Source organism: Corynebacterium provencense (genome assembly GCA_900049755.1).
Taxonomy (GTDB): domain Bacteria; phylum Actinomycetota; class Actinomycetes; order Mycobacteriales; family Mycobacteriaceae; genus Corynebacterium; species Corynebacterium neomassiliense.
This window is the reverse complement of the sequence record LT160593.1, coordinates 907518-926687: the sequence shown is the minus strand read 5'-3', so window position 1 is coordinate 926687 and position 19170 is coordinate 907518. Positions and strand designations below refer to the sequence as shown.

Below are 19170 nucleotides of genomic sequence, written 5' to 3'. Positions count from 1 at the left end.
GGCAGATACCGGATCACCTTCCGCGAGCCAAGCCAATGCTAGCCTTGCCCCGTAGTGAACAACCGAAAGGACGCCCCGTGCCCCGCATCAGCCGTGACACCGACATCTACCCCATCTCCCTGCGTGAACTGGAGGTGCTGCGGGTCGAGGACGTCACCCCTTCCATGCGCCGGATCACTTTCGGCGGCCCTGGGCTGCTCACCCACATCAGAGACGGCGAAGAAGTCCCCGCTCTGGTCAGTGACGGTTTCGACGATGACGTCCGGCTGATCCTGCCTGACCCCGACACCGGTGGACGTCCCCGGCCCCGCTCCCTCGGGGACGGTCGTCTGGAGTGGACTGAACAGGTCAACGACCTTTTCCGGACGTACACGGTCCGGAAGTGGACCCCGGACGCCGGCCGGTACGGGGAGCTGGTCATCGATTTCGCGAGACACGGTGCCGGGCTCGCCGAGAGCTGGTCCGCAGAAGCGCAGCCCGGTGACCTCGTGTATGTCGCAGGGCCGAAGAACTGCGGTTCCCACCCCTCCCACACTGACTGGCTGCTGCTCATCGGTGACGAGACCGCGCTCCCGGCGATAGGCCGTTGTCTCGAGGAGTGCCCGGCCGGCCATCCGGTCACGGCGGTCGTCGAAGTGCCTTCGCGCGCCGACATCCAGGAGATCAGCACCGGGGCCGCCCTCGACATGCACTGGGTGGTCCGGGACGAGGGAGGGGACTTCACCGACGAGATCTTGCGGCTCGGCCGGGCGGGAAACAGACTTCCCTCAGGTACCCCGTTCATCTGGGCTGCCGGAGAGGCAGGCCGGCTGAAGAAGATCCGCGCCTTCGCCCGCAGGTCGGGGGTTCCGAGGGAACACGTGCAGATCACCGGCTACTGGCGTCGCAACGACTCCACCGGAGCTGACGGCGCCGGAACGTCAAGTGTGGCCCCGTTGATGCAGCTCTACGAGATGGCGGACATCACCCCGGGTCTGGCGCTGCGCGCGGCCGCGCAGCTCGGCGTGTTCGAGGCTGTGGACGCCGCGGGAGAGTCCGGTCGCACCGCCCCCGGCGGTTCCTCTCAGGGGACGCAGGCCGGAGCCGGGTCACCCGTGGTGACCCCGGCCGTCCTCGCCCCTGTCCTCGGCGTGGACGCGGCACTGTTGCTTCGGTTCCTCCGGTACCTGGGTTCACTGGGACTGGTGGAGCTGGATGTGCCCGAGGGCGGTCCCGGGGGCGGTGCTGACGGCCGTGCAGGAGAGCATGCAGGAGGGTCGGTCAAGGTGGATCGCACCGACGGTGACGTACCCGTTGACGCAGCCTCGACGACCGGTGTCCGGCTCACCTCCCTGGGCCGCGAACTCGCCGACCCGGAGGGACCGGTCTCCCGTCTCACCGGCCCTGAATCCCTGCGCTCCCTGGCTTGGCTGCATCTTGTCGAGGGGTTGCGCACCGCAGGACCGGTGGCCGTCGGGGACACGGGGAAGACCTGGGCGCAGCTCCGGGAAGCCGACCCCGCTGTCGTCGCCGGTCTGGCGGACGCCGAGGTCACCCGGTCCCAGTGGGTCGCACCGGCTCTGGCGCAGGGTTTCGGCCGGCTCGCCGACAGGCTCACCTCCGGACAGGGGCTCGCCTCCGTCGCCGTCGCAGGGGCGGGGGAGGGGACCGGCGCAGCGGTGTACGCCGACGAGCTGCTGCGTCACCATCCGGACCTGCAGGTTGTCGTCCTTGACACCGGGGTCGGCGCTGACCGGCTCACTGCGGAGGTCGGACCGTCCCGTCGGGACCGGCTGACAGTCGCAGCCTGGGACCTGACGGCTGTCCCGCAGCCTCCCGTGATCCCCGCTCTGCCTGTCGGCCCGGAGGGCAGGGTCGGGGCGGTCGTCGTCGTCGACCCCTATGCCCTAGTCTCTCCGGGCGAGGTTCCCGCCCTGCTGGAGTCCGCGGCGGCGGTGTCGCCGCGTGTCGTCGTGGTCACCCGCCTTCTGGCGGAAACCGGGGACGAGGACCACGACTACGCCGAGGACCTCACCCGTCAGCTTCTCGACGCACGAGCCGTCCCCACTGCCCGGGACGTGTCCGCAGCTGTCGCCTACGCCGGGCTGACCGGGGTCGCCGATCTTCCCGTCGGGTGGGGAAGCCATGCCGTGGTGACTCTGAAGCTCTGAAACTCCGACTCCCTGTCCCTGTCCCCGTCCCCGGGCCCCGGGACAGGTCGGTCGGCTCGGTCGGCGGGTCACAGACCTCTGTTACCCGGGCCTTACACTGGTCAGGTACGCTGAGGCGGTCTGACAGTATTCGCGCCGTCGGTGGCGTGACCGTACGCGGCGGCATCCGCGACAACGGGAAGTGGAGTAGACAACAGTGGCCCTGATCGTCCAGAAGTACGGTGGCTCGTCCCTGGAGAATGCCGAGCGTATCCGAAGGGTCGCCCAGCGCATCGTGGAGACCAAGAAGGCGGGCAATGACGTTGTCGTCGTCTGTTCCGCGATGGGGGACACCACCGATGAACTCCTCGATCTTGCCGCCCAGGTCAACCCGGTTCCCCCGGGGCGCGAGATGGACATGCTCCTCACCGCCGGTGAACGCATCTCCAACGCCCTCGTGGCGATGGCGATCAACTCTTTCGGTGCCGAGGCGCAGTCCTTCACCGGGTCGCAGGCCGGTGTGATCACCACGGAGCGTCACGGTAACGCCCGCATCGTTGACGTCACCCCGGGCAGGGTCCGGGAGGCGTTGGACGAGGGCCGGATCTGTCTCGTCGCAGGGTTCCAGGGGGTCAACCGTGAGACCAGGGACGTGACCACGCTGGGTCGCGGCGGGTCAGACACGACCGCGGTCGCTCTGGCGGCTGCTCTCGGCGCCGATGTCTGCGAGATCTACTCGGACGTCGACGGCGTCTACACCGCCGACCCCCGGATCGTGCACAACGCCCAGAAATTGGACCACATCTCCTTCGAGGAGATGCTGGAGATGGCAGCCGTGGGTGCCAAGATTCTCATGCTGCGGTGTGTCGAGTACGCCCGTGCCTTCAACGTCCCGATTCACGTCCGTTCATCATTCAGCAACGAGCCCGGCACTGTCGTGTCGGGGTCTGTGGAGGATATTCCAGTGGAAGAAGCAGTCCTTACCGGTGTCGCCCATGACCGTTCCGAAGCCAAGGTCACCGTTCTCGGCATCCCCGACAGGCCCGGCGAGGCGGCACGCGTCTTCCGCGCCCTGGCGGACGCGGAGATCAACATCGACATGGTGCTCCAGAATGTCTCGAGTGTCTCGGACAACCTGACGGACATCACCTTCACCTGCCCCCGGGCGGACGCCCCCCGCGCGGTGGAGCTGCTCAAGGGTCTGCAGGGTACCGAGGAGGACCAGAAGTTCGGCCAGATCCTCTTCGACGACCAGGTCGGCAAGGTGTCCCTCGTCGGTGCCGGGATGAAGTCGCATCCGGGCGTCACCGCCGACTTCTGCGAGGCCCTGCGTGACGCAGGAATAAACATCGAGCTGATCTCCACCTCCGAGATCCGTATTTCCGTGCTCATCCGTGACACCGAACTCGACAAGGCTGTGGCTGCCATCCACGAGCGCTTCCAGCTCGGAGGAGACACCGAGGCCGTCGTCCATGCCGGTACCGGCAGGTAGAAAGGAATCCCCGTGACCACTCTCGCCGTCGTCGGCGCGACCGGACAGGTCGGCCGAGTCATGCGTTCAATCCTCGAGGAGCGGAGTTTCCCGGCCGACAAGGTCCGGTTCTTCGCGTCCCCCCGGTCTGCCGGTACCACCATCGCCTTCAGGGGTGAGTCCGTCGTCGTGGAGGACATTGCAGCCACTTCGACCGAGGATCTCCGAGGAATCGACATCGCCCTGTTCTCCGCAGGTGGAGGGACCTCCCGCGAGCATGCGCCGCGCTTCGCGGAGGCGGGGGCGACCGTGGTGGACAATTCCTCGGCCTGGCGTAAGGACCCTGATGTCCCGCTGATCGTCTCCGAGGTCAACCCGGACGACGTCCACCGGGTCCCGAAGGGGATCATCGCCAACCCCAACTGCACCACCATGGCCGCCATGCCTGTCCTCGGTGCCCTTCACCGGCAGGCAGGACTGACCAGGCTGCACGTCTCCAGCTACCAGGCGGTCTCCGGTTCCGGTCTCGCCGGGGTCAGGGCACTGGCGGACCAGGTCCGTGCGAACACCGGCATTCTGGAGGAACTGACCACCGACGGATCAGCTCTCGTCGCGGAGGATTTCGGACCCTATGTGGCGCCGATCGCCTTCAACGCCCTGCCCTTCGCGGGGAACCTGGTCGACGACGGTTCCCTGGAGACCGATGAAGAACAGAAGCTGCGCAACGAGTCCCGCAAGATCCTCCACATCCCGGATCTCCGGGTCGCAGGGACCTGCGTCCGTGTCCCGGTGTTCACCGGGCACACGATGACGGTCCACGCGGAATTCTCGTCCCCCGTCACCCCCGGGGAGGCGAAGTCACTGCTGGAGGACGCCCCGGGTGTCACCGTGGTGGACGTGCCTACCCCGCTCGCGGCCGCGGGTACCGACGATTCACTGGTGGGCAGGATCCGTCAGGACCAGTCGGTCGACGGTGACAGGGGACTCGTCCTCGTCGTCGCCGGGGACAACCTGCGTAAGGGTGCCGCGCTCAACACGATCCAGATCGCGGAGCTGCTGCTCCGGTCCTGACTGCGGAGCTGCTGCTCCGGTCCCGGGCACCGTGTCCCTGCCGACGTGCCGGTGCCCTCCACGGGTCGTCATCGACCGGTCAGGAACCCCCGACAGTCACCGTGCGGCGATGTCGGAGGTCTCCTCCTCACCCGGGATGTCGGGCCAGTGCTCGTGAACGAGGTCGAGGACCATGCGGGTGAACTCGGGCTCGAAACCGGGGGTGGGGACCCTGACCAGGGGGACGCCGAGTTCCTCGGCCGTCGCTCTGGCTTCGGTGTCGAGGTCCCAGATCACCTCCATGTGGTCGGTGATGAAACCGACCGGACACAGCAGCACCGGGCGCCGGTCGCCGCCGGGGACGAACTCCCCGGAGAAGCTGGCGGCCCCCTCTCCTGCGATGGTCGCCTGCAGATGATCGCAGATGTCCGGCTCCAGCCACGGGATGTGGGGAGGTCCCGAACGCGACTGCCACACCAGTTCCACATCGGTTCCGTCAGCGCCGTCGACGGCGAAGGAGGAACGTTCGCGGATCTCTCGTGCGGCGGTGAGCACCTGTCCGGAGTAGCGGTGCATGTTGTCGGCGGAGGATGCCTCGTCGGCGCTCACCGGCACGGAGTGCGCGGTGAACAGCAGGCGTATGCCCTCTTCCCCCGCGTCCGGGACTTTCGCACGGGTTTCGTCGATGAGACGGGCGAATGCGTCGAGGAACAGCGGATGGTCGTGGAAGGGACGGATCTTCGTCATCGCCGGCGGGGTGAGACCCGCTTCCCGACAGGATTCTTCGGCGCGGGCGATGTCCTCGAGATACTGGACATGCCCCGAGTAGCCGCCCCACGCGGAGGTGGCCAGGACCAGAGCCTCAGTGATGCCGTCCCGGGACATCTGCGCGACCGTGTCCTCGACGAAGGGGTGCCAGTTGCGGTTTCCGAAGTAGACGGGCAGGTCAATGCCCGCAGGGGCCAGCCGTTCCGCGATCAGCGACTTCAGATCGTCGATGATGCGAAGGTTCTGCTCGGTGATGGGGCTCCTGCCGTCCATCGCGAAGTAGTGCTCCCCGACCTCGGCGAGCCGTTCGCGGGGGACGCCCCGCCCGCGGGTGACGTTCTCGAGGAAAGGTATGACGTCCTCGGTGGAACCGGGGCCGCCGAAAGACAGGAGAAGCAGTGCCCGGTGCGGCACCTGTGGAGACTCTGAAGCCATGAAGGACAGCCTACCCGCGGGGGTGCCGGGAGCAGGTAATCGTGGAAGCGCCATGACTTCATATACCCCGGGGGGTATGGTGTGGGCATGAGAGAACCACACCACACCGTCATCGTCGGAGGCGTCGCCGGAGGAATGTCCGCCGCGACAAGACTCCGGCGCCGCGACGAACACGCCAGAATCACCGTCATCGAGAAGTCCGGGCACGTCTCATTCGCCAACTGCGGACTGCCCTACTACATCGGAGGCGTGATCCGGGGGCGGGAACAGCTCCTGCTCCAGACCCCGGAATCCCTCCACCGGCGCTTCAACCTCGACGTCCTCGTCAACACCGAGGTCACGGCGCTGCACGCCGACGCCCACGAGGTCGAGGTCGTTGACCTGACCACAGGCCGGCGCCGGACCGTCCGCTACGACTCCCTCCTCCTGGCCCCCGGTGCGGCCCCGTTCGTGCCCGAGATCCCCGGCATCGGGCGGGCACTGGTCCTGCGTACCGTCGAGGACACCGACCGGATCCACGCCGAGGTCAGCTCACTTCCGCACGGGGCACCTGTCGTGGTGGCCGGCGGAGGATTCATCGGGATCGAGGTCGCCGAAAACCTGGTGCACCGCGGCCTGGAGGTCACCGTGGTCGAACACGGCAACCAGATCATGGGGCCCCTCGACCCCGAGATGGCTTCGATCGTGGAACAGCACCTGCGTGACCACGGCGTCCGCGTCCTCACCTCGGCCGGGGTCACCGCAGTCGGCGCCGACGACGTCACCCTGGAGGACGGCACCAGTCTCCCCGCCGCTGCCGTGATCATGGCCGCAGGCGTCCGGCCGGCCACCGCCTTCGCCGTCGAGGCGGGGCTGGAGACCCTCCCCGGCGGGGCACTCGTCGTGGACCGTCACTGGTGTACCTCCGCCCCCGACGTCTATGCCGTGGGGGACGCGGTGGCCGCCCCCGACTTTCTCACCGGCGATCCGGTGGTCGTTCCGCTGGCGCAGACCGCGAACCGTGACGGCCGGTACGTCGCCGACATCATCGCCGACCAGACTGCCGGCGCGGAGGATGTCGCCGGGTCGGCAGGGGCACCGGGGGCCGGCCGTTCCCGGAGCAGGGAGATGCCGGACACTTTCGGCACCTCGGTCATGGGGGTGTTCGGACTGCAGGTGGCGTCCACCGGATGGTCGCAGAAGAAGCTGGTCGCCGCCGGCGTACCCCACCGGGTCATCGCCACCCACCCCTCCGACCATGCCGGCTACTACCCGGGGTCACAGACCCTCTCAGTGAAGATGACGGTCGGGTCCGGTGCGTTCAGGGGAGAAGACCTCACCGACAGGATCCTCGGAGCACAGATCGTCGGAGGTGCGGGGGCGGACAAGCGCATCGACGTCATCGCCACGGCCATGCAGTCAGGTCGGTCAGCCCCCGACCTGGCGGACCTTGAACTGGCGTACGCCCCCCAGTTCGGTTCCGCCAAGGATCCGGTCAACATGCTCGGATATGTCGCGGACAACCTGCGCACCGGCCGTACCGAGCTGGTGACATGGGAGGATGTCGACAAGATCGTTACAGGTACCGCCCCGGAGGATCTCACCGACGCCGTACTTGTCGACGTGCGCACCCCCGGAGAGTTCGCGTCCGGTTCGGTACCTTCAGCGGTCAACATTCCGCTGGACGAGCTCCGGGGACGCCTCGACGAGCTACGGGAGCTGAGTGAGGGGACGCAGGGACCTCGTCCGACAGTGGTGTTCTGTCAGGTCGGTCAGCGTGGTCATGTGGCCGAGTCACTGCTCCGGGGAGAGGGTTTCACCCGGGTGTACAACCTCACCGGCGGTTACCGTACGTGGTCGGACGGGCAGCGCAGCCGCTGACAACGCACGGGTGCCGGTCGGAGGGTTTGATTCAGGGGCTGCCGGGATCTGACGCCGCGTCCCCGCGCGCGGTAGCGTGGACGGTGCACGTGTCACCACAGTGAACCGGCACGTGCCTGAACCAGAAGACAGTCACCGTACATCCCGACATTCCCGAGGAGACGACCATGGCCGACGAGCCTAGCCGCGAACTGAAGTTCATTTTCCTGTCCACCGAAGACATCGACGAGTCGCTGAAGTTCTACACCGAGGTGCTCGGTTTCCCGCTCAAGTTCAGGGACGGCAGTCACTTCGCCGCACTTGATGCGGGGCAGGTGACCCTGGCCCTGAGTACCTCCATCGACCACCCCATCCCCGGAAAGGTCGTCGTGGGCATCAAGAGCGACGATCCGGACCGGGACGCCGCTCTCGTCGACGCCAACGGCGGAGCAGTTGTCCAGGAGGCCCACGATGACGCCCATGAGCGCCGCGCTGTCGTCTACGACAACGCGGGCAACGGCATCGTGTTCTACCGGTCACTGCACCGCTAGACCACCCTCGACGCCACCGGAGTTGCCCCGGGTGACCGGGACTCTCCCCGGACCGGTCGTGCCCGGACCGGTCGTGCCCGGCCCGGCTGAGCTTCGCCGGGCGGACCGGGGGACCCGGTCAAGCGAGGTGGAGGTGGCCGCCCGTGTCTCCGCTGCCGCGGGAAGACACCTGGCTGCCCGCGGTCCCCGGGACGGTCCGACGCGCGTTCTTCTGTGCTTCGAGGAGGTCGGCGCGGGCCCGGGCGACACGGGAGCGGATCGTGCCGACTCTCACGTCACAGATGTCGGCGGCCTCGGCGTAGGAGTAGCCGAGAATCTGGGTGAGTACGAGCGCTTCGCGCCGTTCCGTGGGCAGGTTGTCGAGCATCGCCCGGGCATCCACGAGCTCGGCCCACGCCTGGTCGCCGGCGGTGTCGGACGAGGGGGTCTGACCCGCGGCGTCCTCCCATTCTTCGACGGACTTCCGCGGCCGGGCCATGTCATGTCGCACACTGTCGACCCACACTCTGCGGGCCAGGGACAGGATCCAGGTCCGTGCGGAGGACCGTGCGGCAAAGCGGGGGAGTGCACCGAGGACGCGGAGATAAGTCTCCTGGGTGAGGTCGTCGGCGCGGTCGGTGTCCGCGAGATGGGCGAGGAGCCGCCAGACGTCACCGTGTGTGGCCTCGATGAACGCGGAGAGTGCCTGCCTGTCCCCGGCCCCGGCCTTCAGTGCGAGATCGGTGACGGCGGCATCGTCGGAACCGTGTCCGGAGGTGGCCGACCGGCGTTGCCGGGAGAAGTGTTCACGCACGCGCATAACTGTAGCACCCGGGTGGTCACACACCCCCCGCATGATAGGTAAACCATAGGTAATAAGTTGCGACTGATCGACAGAAACGATCAGATCGTGTATAACCGGTGTTGACGGAGTTCCACTGATCCACCTGACTGGAGGACACCATGACTGTCAACGACCGCACCACCCCTGAAGACCGGGCCGGAGCATCCGGTCCCACCGGACCCGAAGACATCGCAACCCGGGGTGTGTGCCCTTACTCGGGCCACTCCACCAACGTCAACGGAGCACCGGTCCGGACCGAGGAGCACTCGGTGACCGTGGGGGAGCAGGGGCCCCTCGCACTGACGGACACCCACCTGCTCGAGAAGCACGCCCACTTCAACCGTGAGCGCATCCCGGAGCGCAATGTCCACGCCAAGGGCACCGGCGCATTCGGCGAGCTCACCGTCACGGAAGACGTCTCCAGGTACACGAAGGCGGACCTGTTCCAGCCCGGACGCGTTACCCCGATGCTCGCCCGCTTCTCCACCGTCGCCGGTGAGCAGGGCTTCCCCGACACCGTCCGTGACGTCCGCGGATTCTCGCTGAAGTTCTACACCAGGCAGGGAAACTACGACCTCGTGGGCAACAACACCCCCGTGTTCTTCCTCCGGGACGGAATGAAGTTCCCCGACTTCATCCGCTCCCAGAAGCGGCTCACCAACGGGCTGCGCAGCCCGGACATGCAGTGGGACTTCTGGACCCGCAGTCCGGAGTCCGCGCACCAGGTCACCTACCTGATGGGCGACCGCGGTATCCCGCGGGACGCCCGCCACATGGACGGCTTCAGCTCCCACACCTACCAGTGGATCAACGCTTCCGGTGAACGCTTCTGGGTGAAGTACCACTTCAAGACCCGCCAGGGATGGGAGTACTTCACCGACGAAGAAGCAGGAAGAATCGTCGGTTCCGGCGACTTCGACCACACCCGCGCCGACCTGTACGAGGCCATCGAACGGGGCGACTACCCGACCTGGGACTTCAAGGTGCAGATCATGCCCCTCGACGAAGCCCCGGGCTACCGCTGGAACCCCTTCGACCTCACCAAGACCTGGTCCCAGAAGGACTACCCGCTGATTCCGGTGGGCCATTTCACCCTGAACCGGAACCCGGAGAACTTCTTCGCCCAGATCGAGCAGGCCGCGTTCGCTCCCTCCAACATCGTTCCCGGCATCGGGTTCTCCCCGGACAAGATGCTCATGGCCCGTACCTTCGCCTACGCGGACACCCAGCGTTACCGCCTGGGGGTGAACTACTTCCAGCTGCCGGTGAACCGGCCGGTGGTCGAGGACAGGAACTTCTACACCGCCAAGGACGGCGCCGCGGCCTACGAGTTCCCGCCGGCAGGCACGCCGCTCTACTCGCCGAACCGCTACGAACGTGAGGAAGGCGTGGCCGACGTCTCCGACGGATCCGGTGTCGTGGAGGCAGGCGTGGAACCGGGCACCTCGAAGTACGGTTTCGGACGGGGCGCGGAATCCGCCACCGGGCCGGCTGACGACCTGGGACTGTTCGACGAGAACTACGGCGGTGACCTGACCCGGGGAGCCTACGTCCGGCACCCGGAGGACGACGATTTCGTTCAGGCCGGCCAGCTGGTCCGTGAGGTGCTGGACGACGCCGCCCGCGAACGGCTCGCCGGCAACATCGCCCGCGCCATGCAGGGCGTCTCGGAGCAGGTCGAGGGTCAGTGCTGGGTCTACTGGGGGAAAGTGGACGAGAACCTGCGGGACCGTGTCCGGGAGATCTACACGGAGCTCAGCAACAGCTGACGCTGCCGGGCACAGGGGGGTCGGAGACCGAGGTCCGTGAAGAGCGGGCCGCAGGTGTCCGATGACAGGGTGACAGGCGGGGGCCTGTCACCCTTTCCCCGGTTCCCGTTCCCCTCCGGACAACGGGACAGTGTGGTCCCAGTGTGTGGCGTGCAGGGCACGGCCCATCACCCACGAACCGACCGCCTGGACGATGAGCAGAGCTCCGATCGCCCCGACGGCCTCGAGCAGCTGTCCCAGTGCGAACCCCTCGGTGAGCCACGAGTTGACCAGGTGCGCGATGATCAGCAGCGGCAGTCCCATACCCATGGCAGGGCCCAGCATGTTGACCTGACTGAGGGCGTCCGGGGCCAGGTACATCGCCACAGCGGAGACAAGGATGAACAGGGATCCTGCGACCGCCAGCAGACCGACGACCACAGCCCCCCACCAGGTCAGTTCATGGTATTCGCGCATGACCGGTGCTTCGGCGGCGAGGACTGACAGGGAACCGGTGACGGAACCGGTGAATGCACCCATCTCACTCACCGTCGTCCCCGGGTGAGGACCCGTGCATAGGAGATGGTGCTGATGGCACCGCCGAGACCGGCGATGAGAACCACGTCATAGACGATCGATGATCTCTCGAACAGGGTGTACACGAGGAAACCCGCGATAACGGTGACGAAGATGATGTCGGCGAGAACCGCCCGCCGGGCGTCGTTCCCTGTCGTCACCGCTCTCCAGAGCACGACGAGCATGGAGATGCCGACGATCACCGCGGAGATTCCCGCGAAGATCCACAGCAGATGGGTCGGGGTCACTGGTCCTCCTCCTTCTTCTTGTCTTTCCCGTTCCTGTTCCCGGTGTCAGTGCCGGTCCCGCCGTCGCCGTCGCCGTTGGTGGTGCCGGTGCCGGGACGGTCTCCTCCGGAGTCCTTCTCCGGAGGCGGTGCAGGTGCCGCGGGCCGGCGACCGATGTTGAGACGCGGCAGCGGCAACCGGGCCCGTACCTCGAGAGCGTTGATGAGGGACGAGTTCGCGGGAACACCGGATCGTCGCTTCCGGGCCGTCCTGCCGGAGCCTTTCCCCGTTCCGGAGTCGGCGCCGTCTCCGGTCTCCGACCGGTCCGAACCTCCCTCCCGGCCATCCCCGGTACTGCTCCCGGTGGCGCCGGAACCGGGTGCGGCGTCGGAGGTGGAGGCCCCGTCGCGGGACCGGGTCAGGCCCGACGTCAGACCGAGACCTTCTGCGGCGCGTTCGTAGATGCTGGCGTCCTCCTCTCCCAGCGCAGCGAGTGCGGCACGGGCCTCCCGCCGCCGCTTCTGCTCCAGCTTCCGCTTCGCCGCCATCTTCTCCGCGTGCTCCCGGGCGATCTTCTCCCGCTCCGCCTTGGACAGGTCCGGAAGGTCGGCGACATCAAGCTCATCCTCGGCACGCATGATCGCCGCGACGAATGCGGTGGCATGAGGGGTCGAGTCGACCTTCTCCACAGCAAACACACTGTCTTCGCTGGCACGTCCACCGTGGGTGCCCCGGTAGCCGCGTGGGCCGGGGACACCGCGTTCGACCAGGTGCTCGACATCGAACTCCGGAGTTCTGCGCTTGACCTCGGGAGCAAGCTTCGCCTCCATCACCGCCAGGGAATGGATGAGCTCCTGGGGGTCCGCGCCGTACATCGCGTGGACGGCGAGGAAACGTTGGACCCGGGGCAGACCGTGGGTGCGGAACTCCTTCGGCCCGGTGGCACCGATGTCCCGCGGGTTGAACTTCCCGGACGCGGCGTCATCGTCGACCTCCTTCGGCCCGGTGATCCCCAGGGCGAGGGTGCCCGGTGTCATGGTGATGGATGCGATGAACGCCGCGACATCGGTCTCCTTGGTGACGCGCAGCGGATAGTAGATGATCACCGGGGCGATGTTGCGGCCGGTGGTGAAGGTGTCCTTGGCCATGATCAGCGATTCCCTGACAATCTGGCCGACGAGCCAGCCGCAGTACGTCACCACGTGCACGGCGGACCTGAACAGGGAACCGGGGGAGCGGAGCGCCATCACCGGTCACCTCCTTGAGGAGTGTCGGCTTGAGGAGTGTCGGCTTGAGGGGTGTCAGCCTGCGGGGTTTCTGCCGGCGGGGTGTCGTCGGAGGTCGTGGGGGCGGAGGGATCGTAGGGGGCGAGAAGCTCCTCCGGTGGGAGGACAACTCCCACCGCCTCCTCCGGGTCGCCCAGGACCGCCCTGACATAGCCGGTGGTGTCGATCAGACCGGCCGCAGCGTCCCTGGTCCACCCGGTGACCGGCCCGACGGCGACGAACATCACCACGCTGACGGCCATGAGCGCGGCCGAGGGGAGGGTCATCCTGCCGCTGACGGCGAGGGACGGATCCATGTCCTGGGGGTCCATCGGCCTGCCCCAGAACGTCTTGCGCCAGGCGTACAGGAGGCTCAGCAGGGCACCGACCGAGGCGACGACGACCGCCGCCAGGCCCACCCACACCTTCCACCCGGAGTCGGCGCTGATACCCAGCACGATCAGCAGTTTCCCCCACAGTCCGGAGAACGGGGGCAGTCCTGCGAGAGACAGTGCCGCGGCGGCGAAGACGGTGGAGACCAGGGGGTCCCGACGCATCAGCCCGGACAGGCGGCGCAGCCGGCCGGTTCCGTAGGTCTCCTCGACAGCACCCGCGGCGAGAATCATCGCGGCCGCGCTGACCATGTGGTGCAGCATGTAGAACACGGCCGCGGACAGCATCAGCCCGGCATTGCCGGACAGGAAGGCCAGTGCGATGAGGATGAAAGGGATCCCGTTGACCATCTGGTACGCGATGACGCCACGCAGTGTGGTCTCGCCGAGCCCGGCGAAACTGCCGATGAGCATGCCCGCCACCGCGAAGCCGAGGATCACCTGGGCCCACCGCTGGTCACCGTCGAAGACCGTCATGTACACACGCAGCACGGCATACACGCCGACCTTCGTGTGGAGACCGGAGAACAGTGCCATCACCGTCGGGGAGGTGAACCCGTAGGCACGGGGCAGCCAGGTGTGCACCGGGGTCGACCCTGATTTCACGCACAGGGCGATGAGCACCATTCCCAGGGCGAGCCACAGCTGCCACTGGGTCCCGAAGACTCCGTCGTCGAAGCCGGCTTCAGAGGCCCGGGGTCCGGCCGCCCCGGCCAGGGCGGCGAGGTTGGTCGTCCCCACGACCCCGTACACCAGGCCCACCCCGGCGAGCAGACACATGGAGGTCACCAGGTTGACGAGGATGAACGTCCGGCCTGCTGACAGCCGCGCCCAGGTACCGGTCATCGTCAGCAGCCCGAAGGACGGCATGAGCATGATCTCGATGAACACGAAGAGGTTGAACAGGTCGGCGGTCAGCAGTGCCCCCCACACACCTCCGAGAAGCATGAGGGTCATGGAGGGGAAGAATCTGACCCGGTTCTCACCCACCACCTCGGCGAACCAGTTCGCCGCCAGGGCGACGACCGAGGTCGTCATGATCATCAGCGCCGACAGCGTGTCCGCCACGAGGGGTATGGACACTCCGCCGACGAACTGGCCGATACCGGTGGCGATGACGCCGGTGCCGGCCTGTCCACCGGGCCCGGACACCGCCGCCAGCAGGACGCCACCGCCGGCAATTCCGGCGGCCGGAACCAGCAGGGCGACTGCGCCAGAGGACCCCCGGGTCCCGCAGCTGTGTCTTATCCACATCTAATGTGTATAAGAGACAGGCGACGGGGTCGTCCCGCCAGGCGCCCACTCCGGTCGCCAGCAGCAGGAGGTTAACGCCGTGGCTCATCAGGGTCGTTCCGATGATGATGCGCACCATGCCCCGCTGCATGACGAGGTAGACACCGCCGGCGATGAGGATCGCGATGACAGCGGAGATGATCACTGGTCCTTCTCCTTCCCCGCGGCGTCCGCGGTCTCTCCGGTGTCTCGGGTCGCTCCGGTCTCTCCGGTCCCCCTGTCGTGCCCGGCCTCTTCGGCGCGCCGGACCTCCCCGGGATTGAGCGGCACGGCGGAGCCGCCGAAGTTCACCGCGACCGGAGATGCTGCGGTGGCGGGAAGGGGAGCCGGTGTGTCACCGGTCTCGACCGGGTCCGCCTTGTGCGAACGGTCCGGGTCCGCGCCGGGTCGGCCCCGGCCGCCGAGCATGTTCACCACGGTCATCACGGTCCCGATCACCGCAAGGTACACGCCGGCGTCGAAGACCAGAGAGGTCGTGAGATGTTGACCGGCGAATTCACCGTGCAACGGTGTGAGGAAACCGGCACCCTCGGGCGCGAGGTAACCGACCAGTCCGGTCCCCAGGGCGAGGAGCATACCGGCCCCGATGATGCGGTAGCCGATCTCCGGTGCCCCGACGGTCCGGGAGGAAGGTTGCACGAGGTACCAGAAGACGATGCCGAGGGCGAGGACGAGTGCGGCGAGGAATCCGCCACCCGGCGACTGGTGGCCACGCCAGAACACTGCAGCCGAGTAGAGCACGAGAACGGCCGCCATGGGCCACATCACCACCCGTCCGAGCATCGAGTTGAGGTAGGTGCTGCGCAGGTAACGGGAGTAGAAGGGGGCGAGCTCCGGAACGTTGTGAACGTCAGCGAACCGGGCGGTCGCCTTACCGGTGGTCTTCCGGCGGAACAGTTCGGAGGTCGAACCCGGGCCGTAGCCGGGCACGGGGGACCGGGGCACCGACCCTACGACCGCGGCGACCACCAGGCCCGCCATGCCGAGCACGCACAGTTCGCCCAGGGTGTCGAAGCCACGGAACTCGACGATGATCGAGGCGACGATGTTGTTCGCCCCGGTCTCCTCCGGACCGTTCTCCAGGTACCACATCGCCAGCTCCGGCCGGCCGTGGCGTCCGACGAGCAACCAGGAGCCGACGAAGACCACGATGCCGACGACCGTGGCCGCCACCACCGAGAACTTCGCCCGGTTCTCCCCCTCGCGCAGGTAGAGGCGGGGCTGGTGCCGGACGACGAGCATGAGGAACACGGTGACCACGAACTCGACCATCAGGTTGGTCAACGCCACGTCCGGGGCGCCGAGGGTCAGCATGATCCAGGAGACCGCGGCACCGGCGACACCGACGAGGATCACCGAGCCGAACCTGGACCGGGTGGAGATGATCGCGATGACCACCGGCAGCACCATTGCGAGGCCGACGAGGTCACCGATCTGGTCTATGCCGTCCACCCGGGGGGGCAGGGACCCCAGCTGCCGAAGGCCCTCCTCGTCGAGGAAGGCGGCGCCGGCGAGCACCAGCACCATCGCGAAGATCCAGATGAGATGCCGGTTCGGGTTCAGTGAACTGCCCGGCAGATTGGCCAGGCGTCCCCACCTGTTCGCCAGTTGCACGGTCAGTGAGATGAAACCGGCCCCGGTGAACGGCAGCAGGTGCCGGGACTCTGCCGCGGCGAAGATCTGCCGCCGCCGGAACAGCAGGAGGACGCCGACGACAATGACTCCGCAGGTGATCCACAGCGGCACGGTCCAGCCGTGCCACAGTGACAGGTGGGAGTGGGGTGACCCCGCCCCGGTAGCGGCGACGACGGTGTCCAGGGGACCGTCCCAGGCTGACAGCATGACCACCGCGGGCAGGGAGGCGACCGCCGGGAGCACTGCCGGGATCCAGAACACCGGTGAGGCCTCACGGACCTCGGCGTCCGGCTTCGTTGACGGGGAGGGCACACGTTCGGTGCCGTCGGAGTCGACGGGGCGCCCGTCGATGAAGGCACCGAAGACGTACTTCGCGGAGTACAGGAGTGTGGCGAGGGCCCCCACCGCGGCGGTGGCAAGCAGCACGGTCTGTCCCGCGGTGCCCAGCGGCGCCTCCTCGAAGGCCGCGAGCATGCCTTCCTTGGACACGAAGCCGAGGGTCGGGGGGATCCCCGCCATGCAGGCGGCGGCTATGACTGCGCCGGCGAAGGTGAAGGGCATCCTGCGCCAGAGGACCCCCAGGTCGCGCAGGTCGCGGGAGCCGGCCTGGTGGTCGAGAACGCCGATGACCATGAACAGCGAGGACTTGAACAGGGCGTGTGCGGCGGTGTGCAGTACCGCGGCGGCGAGGGCGGCGGGTGTGCCGACACCGATCGTCGCGACGATCCAGCCCAGCTGGGAGACCGTGGAGTAGGCGGTGAGCTTCTTCAGGTCGGGCTTCTGGACGGCGAATACGGCGGCCATGACCGCGGTGAACATACCGGAGATGATGAGCAGGAGGTTCCAGACGGTGACGTCGTGGAAGGCCCCGGAGAAGCGGAGCAGCAGGTACACGCCGGCCTTGACCACGGCTGCGGCATGGAGGAAGGCGGAGACGGGTGTGATCGCGGCCATCGCCTCCGGGAGCCAGGCGTGGAAGGGGAACTGCGCTGCCTTGGAGAATCCGGCCAGCGCGGTCAGGGTGGCCACGACGCCGGTGAGCACGGCGTCCCGCCCCCAGACGTCGGAGGCGATGATCCCGGAAAGGCTGGTGGTCCCGGTGGCCGCGACGGAGATCCCCAGGGCGACAAGGAGGCTCAGGCCTCCGGTGAAGGTCAGCAGGAGGGTCCGCATCGCGCCGGGTTCGCCGGTGTGTCCTGCCCGGGCGATGAGGAAGAAGGACGCCAGGGACACAAGTTCCCACCCGATGAACAGGAGTGCGACGTCGTCGGCGAGGAAGAGCAGCACGACGGAGGCCATGAAGCCGGTCATGAGCACGTAGAAACTCATCGCCCCGTCCCCGCGGTGCAGGTAGCGGGTGGAGTAGGCGAAGACGGCCGCGCCGATGAGGAGTGCGAGAAGCACGAAGAACAGGGACAGGCCGTCGAGCCGGAGGGAGAAGGAGATGTCTCCTCCGCCGGGCAGGACGTCGGGTAACCAGGTCGTCGACCAGGTCACCTGTCCATGGTCGTTCACGGCACCGGCGAGCGCGGGATCCGCGAGGATCCAGACTGCGAGTGCCGTGAACAGGGCGGCCAACGGCCAGCCCGCGTTCCGGTCGAGTACACGGACCAGAACGGGGGCGAGGACGAGGGCCACGGCGAGAATGACGGGGATGAGGACAATGCTCGTCACGGTCTGCGGGCCACCTCACTGTTTGACTGGGGTCTGCTGGGTCTAATGTACGGAAACTTCAGTTACCTGCGTGACATCTCCCGGGGACGGTGGATACTGCCGTTGCGTGCCGGTGGACGTCTGTGGACGTCGGTGGGACTCCGGCGGGAGGTCCGGAGGGAAGCCCGGAGGATGTCGGGCCGGAGACCGGCCCGGATATCACACAGGCGTCCGCCCTGGCGGCGAAGTGAACGGCATGAACCTGAGAGTGAACAGATGCGTGCTCTACTGTAACAGGCGGGGCGCCACTCCTGCGCTGCAGGTCACAGGTGGTGGACGGTGAAGCATCGAGAGTGTGCCGGTGAACTGACCCACGCTGAGCCCTGCACAGGTGGGGGAAGTGGTCCTACCATGGCCACCATGACTTCTGAACCACTGACACTGCCCTCCCTGGGATTCGGCACGTACAAGCTCCGCGGGGAAGAAGGACGTTCTTCGGTGACCACCGCCCTGGAACTCGGCTACCGGCTCATCGACGCCGCCTACAACTACGAGAACGAGGGGACCGTCGGTGCCGGGATCCGTGACGCCGTCACCGCAGGTACCGTCTCCCGCGACGAGGTGATCTACACCACCAAGCTTCCCGGCCGGTACCAGCGCCGGGAGGACGCCCTCGACACGGTCGCCGAAAGTGTGTGGCGTGCCGGCATCGGTCCGGTGGACCTCTACCTCATCCACTGGCCCAATCCCGGACAGGGACTCTACGTCGAGGCGTGGAAGGCGCTCATTGAAGCCCGTGACCGTGGACTCGTCAGACACATCGGCGTCTGCAACTTCCTGCCGGAGCACCTCAGCCGGCTCGAGGATGAGACCGGGGTTCTGCCCGAGGTCAACCAGATTGAACTGCACCCCTCCTTCCCCCAGAACGAACCGCTGGCCGGCGCCCCGGAAGGAGCCCTGGCCTGGAACACCGGACACGGCATCATCACAGAGTCCTGGAGCCCGCTGGGCCGCGGGACCTCCCTGGACTCGGAACCGGTGCGCGCCGCCGCAGCAGCCCATGACGCCACCCCCGGGCAGGTCATCCTGGCCTGGCACCGGGCCCTCGGGGCCGTGGCCATCCCCAAGGCGTCCTCCCGGGCACGTCAGCAGGAGAACCTCGAATCCCTGCAGCTGGAGCTCACTGACGCGGAGATCGCGGCGATCACCGCACTGGGACGCCCCGACGGTCGGCTGAACGACCAGGACCCGGCGGTCTACGAAGAGTTCTGACCCCGGTCTCCCGCCCCTGCCCCGGGCGGGTTCCACCCCCGGG

The 19170-nt window shown here is 67.4% G+C and carries 14 protein-coding genes and 1 pseudogene; 7 read left to right on the top strand and 8 right to left on the bottom strand.

The annotated features are described in order from the left end of the window. The first annotated feature begins 77 nt into the window (after window positions 1-77). From BN3906_RS10610 to BN3906_RS10600, 3 genes are all read left to right on the top strand, one after another. Window positions 78-2150, top strand: a complete 2073-nt coding sequence (locus BN3906_RS10610; protein WP_066588101.1) for a siderophore-interacting protein — start codon at window positions 78-80, stop codon at window positions 2148-2150. A gap of 196 nt (window positions 2151-2346) precedes the next feature. Then, the gene (locus BN3906_RS10605) at window positions 2347-3621 is read left to right on the top strand and encodes an aspartate kinase (RefSeq protein WP_066588097.1); all 1275 of its coding nucleotides are present in this window, start codon (window positions 2347-2349) and stop codon (window positions 3619-3621) included. A 12-nt stretch (window positions 3622-3633) separates the two neighbouring features. Next, window positions 3634-4671 carry an aspartate-semialdehyde dehydrogenase gene (locus BN3906_RS10600; protein WP_066588088.1) on the top strand — a complete coding sequence of 346 codons (1038 nt, stop codon included), beginning with the start codon at window positions 3634-3636 and terminating at the stop codon, window positions 4669-4671. A gap of 96 nt (window positions 4672-4767) precedes the next feature. On the opposite strand, the gene BN3906_RS10595 is transcribed toward BN3906_RS10600, so the two are convergent. Then, window positions 4768-5853 (bottom strand): ferrochelatase, encoded by a 1086-nt coding sequence (locus BN3906_RS10595; RefSeq protein ID WP_066588086.1) that lies wholly within the window; start codon window positions 5851-5853, stop codon window positions 4768-4770. 87 nt (window positions 5854-5940) lie between these two features. On the opposite strand from BN3906_RS10595, the gene BN3906_RS10590 reads away from it, so the two are divergent. Both BN3906_RS10590 and BN3906_RS10585 read left to right on the top strand, forming a co-directional pair. Beyond that, a complete protein-coding gene (locus BN3906_RS10590; protein ID WP_066588084.1) occupies window positions 5941-7713 on the top strand; it encodes an FAD-dependent oxidoreductase in 1773 nt (590 codons plus the stop codon). A 167-nt stretch (window positions 7714-7880) separates the two neighbouring features. Beyond that, window positions 7881-8243, top strand: coding sequence for a VOC family protein (locus tag BN3906_RS10585; RefSeq protein WP_066588082.1), 363 nt, complete (start codon window positions 7881-7883; stop codon window positions 8241-8243). A 118-nt stretch (window positions 8244-8361) separates the two neighbouring features. On the opposite strand, the gene BN3906_RS10580 is transcribed toward BN3906_RS10585, so the two are convergent. Further along, the gene (locus BN3906_RS10580; RefSeq protein WP_078057367.1) at window positions 8362-9042 is read right to left on the bottom strand and encodes an RNA polymerase sigma factor; all 681 of its coding nucleotides are present in this window, start codon (window positions 9040-9042) and stop codon (window positions 8362-8364) included. Between the two features lie 143 nt (window positions 9043-9185). Here BN3906_RS10580 and BN3906_RS10575 point away from each other — a divergent pair, with 143 nt between their 5' ends. After that, window positions 9186-10835: a catalase gene (locus BN3906_RS10575; protein WP_227871162.1), complete on the top strand. Its 1650-nt coding sequence runs from the start codon at window positions 9186-9188 to the stop codon at window positions 10833-10835. 87 nt (window positions 10836-10922) lie between these two features. On the opposite strand, the gene BN3906_RS10570 is transcribed toward BN3906_RS10575, so the two are convergent. From BN3906_RS10570 to BN3906_RS10550, 6 genes and pseudogenes are all read right to left on the bottom strand, one after another. Beyond that, the gene (locus BN3906_RS10570) at window positions 10923-11354 is read right to left on the bottom strand and encodes a Na+/H+ antiporter subunit G (protein ID WP_066588080.1); all 432 of its coding nucleotides are present in this window, start codon (window positions 11352-11354) and stop codon (window positions 10923-10925) included. A gap of 5 nt (window positions 11355-11359) precedes the next feature. Then, the gene (locus tag BN3906_RS10565) at window positions 11360-11638 is read right to left on the bottom strand and encodes a monovalent cation/H+ antiporter complex subunit F (protein WP_066588078.1); all 279 of its coding nucleotides are present in this window, start codon (window positions 11636-11638) and stop codon (window positions 11360-11362) included. Then, complete coding sequence (locus BN3906_RS10560; protein WP_078057366.1) at window positions 11635-12864, bottom strand: Na+/H+ antiporter subunit E; 1230 nt, start codon at window positions 12862-12864, stop codon at window positions 11635-11637. The genes BN3906_RS10565 and BN3906_RS10560 overlap by 4 nt, the downstream gene beginning before the upstream one ends. Further along, entirely contained in the window at window positions 12864-14528 is a 1665-nt protein-coding gene (locus BN3906_RS10555) for a monovalent cation/H+ antiporter subunit D family protein (protein WP_078057365.1), read from the bottom strand. The genes BN3906_RS10560 and BN3906_RS10555 overlap by 1 nt, the downstream gene beginning before the upstream one ends. A gap of 13 nt (window positions 14529-14541) precedes the next feature. Beyond that, a pseudogene (locus tag BN3906_RS14220) lies at window positions 14542-14712 on the bottom strand (NADH-quinone oxidoreductase subunit K); the annotation flags it as partial. Then, window positions 14709-17876 carry a DUF4040 family protein gene (locus tag BN3906_RS10550; RefSeq protein WP_066588075.1) on the bottom strand — a complete coding sequence of 1056 codons (3168 nt, stop codon included), beginning with the start codon at window positions 17874-17876 and terminating at the stop codon, window positions 14709-14711. The pseudogene BN3906_RS14220 and the gene BN3906_RS10550, both read right to left, overlap by 4 nt. A gap of 399 nt (window positions 17877-18275) precedes the next feature. Here BN3906_RS10550 and BN3906_RS10545 point away from each other — a divergent pair, with 399 nt between their 5' ends. Then, a complete protein-coding gene (locus tag BN3906_RS10545; protein ID WP_066589828.1) occupies window positions 18276-19127 on the top strand; it encodes an aldo/keto reductase in 852 nt (283 codons plus the stop codon). Window positions 19128-19170: the final 43 nt, after the last annotated feature.